The 3,462-nt window shown below is 59.7% G+C and carries 2 protein-coding genes and 1 pseudogene; 1 reads left to right on the forward strand and 2 read right to left on the reverse strand.

The genetic code is table 11. The annotated features are described in order from the left end of the window. Positions 1–437 precede the first annotated feature (437 nt). Positions 438–1,958 (reverse strand): phospholipase D family protein, encoded by a 1,521-nt coding sequence (locus tag ACLP2E_RS17865; RefSeq protein WP_442466707.1) that lies wholly within the window; start codon positions 1,956–1,958, stop codon positions 438–440. Positions 1,959–2,597: 639 nt separating this feature from the next. Between ACLP2E_RS17865 and ACLP2E_RS17870 the strand changes: the two genes are divergently transcribed. Beyond that, on the forward strand, positions 2,598–2,954 hold the full coding sequence (locus ACLP2E_RS17870; RefSeq protein WP_442466708.1) for an SH3 domain-containing protein: 357 nt from the start codon (positions 2,598–2,600) through the stop codon (positions 2,952–2,954). Positions 2,955–3,103: 149 nt separating this feature from the next. Here ACLP2E_RS17870 and ACLP2E_RS17875 read toward each other — a convergent pair. Beyond that, positions 3,104–3,462, reverse strand: a pseudogene (locus ACLP2E_RS17875) (polyphosphate kinase 2); the annotation flags it as partial.

A 3,462-nucleotide genomic window follows, 5' to 3' on the forward strand; every position in this document is an offset into this window, starting at 1 on the left:
TGAACGCATAAAAGAATTGAGCCTGATCAGCGGACTGGCGTCCCATCATCGGCGGAATCCCCTCGCAAATCGCGAAAATGGAATCACGCCGCTCCGCTTAAGGCAACGAGTTTTTCAACAGCATCGACCCGTTGCAGACATTCGTCGATAGACGGGCAAAGCGGTCATTGACGGTCGGGTGCGGGTCCGTTTTTGACCTATAGGACGCTCAATCGACGGATGACGCGGCGTGTGGCGTCTCGATAATTTCCTCCAGTTTCAACGCAGCCCTCATCAATGTTGAATTAGGCAGTTTCAGCCGGACATGTACGTGGAAGTGGTAACCGAGTCCTGGCGAGGTTATTTGTCTTGCGCTGACAGTGTTGGGAGTAAACCGATTAGAATCCGGTAGATGATCACCTCGTCAAGAGCGCAGATAGCGATCTTTGCGATCGTTATCAAAGTTGCGAGTCGATCGGCAGGAGCTTCCACAGGGCGGCGGCGAAGCGCCGCCGGAAGCCGGTTTCTGGCTCGTCCCGGTATCGCACCCATTGGTCGTCTCTTACAGTTTCCCAGACGATCTCGCCATTCGGGTCGAGGAGGACGCGGTAGCTGTTGGCGGCCGCGACGCCAGTCGCCATGTAGGCCCTCAGCCTTTCGGCCAATTCCGGGCTCTCGATATAGAGGCCGGCTTCGGTGTTGATTACGGCAGAGCGAGGGTCGAGGTTGAAGCTGCCGATAAAAACGGCTTCGCGGTCGAAAATCATAGCCTTGGTATGCAAGGCCGCTGGCGACCGCCCGGAAAGAAGCGACCAGCCCGGCCGGAAGGCATCGGTGTCGGGGCGCAGCTCATATAGCTCCATGCCGTTCTGGAGAAGCCGCCTGCGGGTCTTGGCATAGCCTGAATGCGCCGGCAGCATGTCGTTCGAAGCGAGCGAGTTGGTTAGCACACGCATCCGGACATTGCGCTCGTGCAGCATCTTGACGGTTGCTTGCGCCCCGGCGGGCAGGACGAAATAAGGCGACTCGGCGAGCAGCTCCTCTTTTAGCTGAGCGACCCGCCCGCGGATGAATTCGACCACGTCGTCGCTCTCCTTGCCGTGGGCGACGGTTTCCGGGTCGTCTGCTATGATGCGGCCGTGCGCCCACACGAGATTGTCGCGAAGCTCGGCGCCTCGGGCCGCCAGCTCGTCCAGGTCCTGGTCGATCGGATAAGGGTAGTCGACTGCGGCGATCTCGTCATGCAAGCGAATCAGGATGGCATCGAGATCGGCGGCGCCATAGGCGCGATCGACAAGGGCCGCGATCGGGACGGTCGAGCGGCTATTCCAGTATTGGTCGAATACAAGTGACAGATCGTGGACGATGGGCCCGACCGCCAATACATCCAGATCGCGAAAGTTGGCGGTGGTGTGCACGCCAAAATAGATGTCACCAATGTTTCGTCCCCCGACGATCGCAGACGCATTGTCAGCAATCATCAACTTGTTGTGCATGCGGCGATTGACTCGACCGAAGTCGAAAATAAAGTCCAGCGTGGACCACCTCCTGTTGGCGAACGGATTGAACAGTCGGATCTCGACATTGGGGTGCGCATCAAGGGCGGCGATAACGGAATCACTGGCTTTGTAGTAGGGATCGTCGACAAGCAGCCGCACCCTGACGCCGCGATCGGCCGCCTTCAACACGCGATCGACGATAATCCGGCCGGTCGTATCGCCGTCCCAGACGAAATACTGCAGATCCAAGCTTCGCTCGGCCAGGTCGCCAAGGGCCAGACGGACGATGAACGCCTCGCGCCCGTGGCTCAGGAGGCTGAAGCCGGAGAGGCCTGGATGCTCGTCGGCCGCCGGGCCGAAGAATTGACCCAGCCTGGTCGACGAGGAGTCCTCGATCGCCGTCGATATCGTGCGCGGATAGTCGGGCCGGGGGCGGTTGGCGCAGCCGGTGAGAATCTGGGCAAGCCAATCCAGAACCATGCGTGGGATCCCGAGACCGGCCAGTGCCTGAGACTCGGCCGAGTTCGCAAGGCTGCTGGTTTGTTGCTGGTAACTTCGCATCCGGTCGCATTCCGCAATTCTGCAGGGCGTTCCACGGCGTGTGGCATTCTCCACTCCAGCCCCCGGGGCTAGCAGGCAAGCGCGGCAACGGCAATCCGTCAAGCGCAAACTCGCGATCTATTGGCTGCCCTCGCGCCATTAACGACGCCTTCGAGCCGACCCCGGAAGATTCTCATCCTGCCCCGGAGTGCTGCGCGACACTTGACCCACTTCCTCGGCTAGCCCGTCGATCGTCTCAATCTGATCCAGTTCGCCCAAACGAAGGGCATTGCGCCCAAATGCCGCGACCTCAATTCAGAGGTAACCGGGAACCAACGCGGCGGTTAGGCATTGATTTACTGCTGCTGAAAAATGGGGTTTTGCTTCCCCGAATGCTGCGCACGCTCAAACCGGCCGAAAATCGAAATCGACAATGATTTACCGACCAGGCGATTTGCGAGTTGGCGGTTTTTGACCCGAGAAAAGCATGTTTGCGGGAGGGAGTTTTCAAGCAGCTAGATCGTCTCGCTTCGAACCCTATACCCAACCCCGTAATGCTGAAGTTGAGAGGAGGTAAAAATGTCTTCTAGGCTCCTTCCTGTGCTCGCCGGCGTCGCCATGGCTGCCACAGCGAGTTCGGCTTTTGCTTTCGGAGCGATGGTAAGCGCGCCGACTGCCCTACGGACCCACGCAACGCATCGAGCCGCCGTGATCGAGGTCGTCCCGGCTAATGGGGTGGTCGACATGGCCCGCTGCTATCGCGGATGGTGCGAGGCGGCCTACGGCGGCCAGATGGGTTATGTCCATACGCCCCTCCTCGTCAGCGCCACGCCGTCCACCGACGTCGGTCCAATCGGAACAGTGCTGACCCTGCCATTCACTGTGGTCGGCGGGGTCCTCGGCGCCCCGGCGCCGATTGTCGCCGGAACCCGGTAGCCGGTTGTGGCGCGTTATTGACGCGCGGCGCCTCCCGTCTGCCTTGATGCCTGCGGGAGGCGCAATAATCGCCCGATATATCGCGCCTTCGAACGTCGCTGGTCGCTGTTTTTCGGCATTGTTTTGTCGAAATGATCCCAAAGTTCCAATCACCATTTCAACGCGGGCACGAATTTATAGGGATAGTTCGGCTCCTCGTAGCCTTCGGGCTTTTGCCGCTTCGGGAGGACGGGGGCTTCGCGCTTCAAATGGGAATAGGGAATTTGCGACAAAAGATGCGAGATGATGTTGAGGCGCGCGCGCTTCTTGTCGTCGGAATTCGCTGCGAACCACGGCGCCCAGGGCGTGTCGGTGGCCTGGAACATGTCGTCGCGCGCCCGCGAATAATCATACCAGCGGCCATAGGATTTCAGATCCATCGGCGACAGCTTCCAGATCTTGCGCGGGTCGTTGATGCGCGCCTCGAGCCGACGCTGCTGTTCCTCCGGGCTTACTTCCAGCCAATATT

The sequence above is a fragment of the Rhodoblastus sp. genome (assembly GCF_052145335.1).
Lineage (GTDB): Bacteria > Pseudomonadota > Alphaproteobacteria > Rhizobiales > Beijerinckiaceae > Rhodoblastus.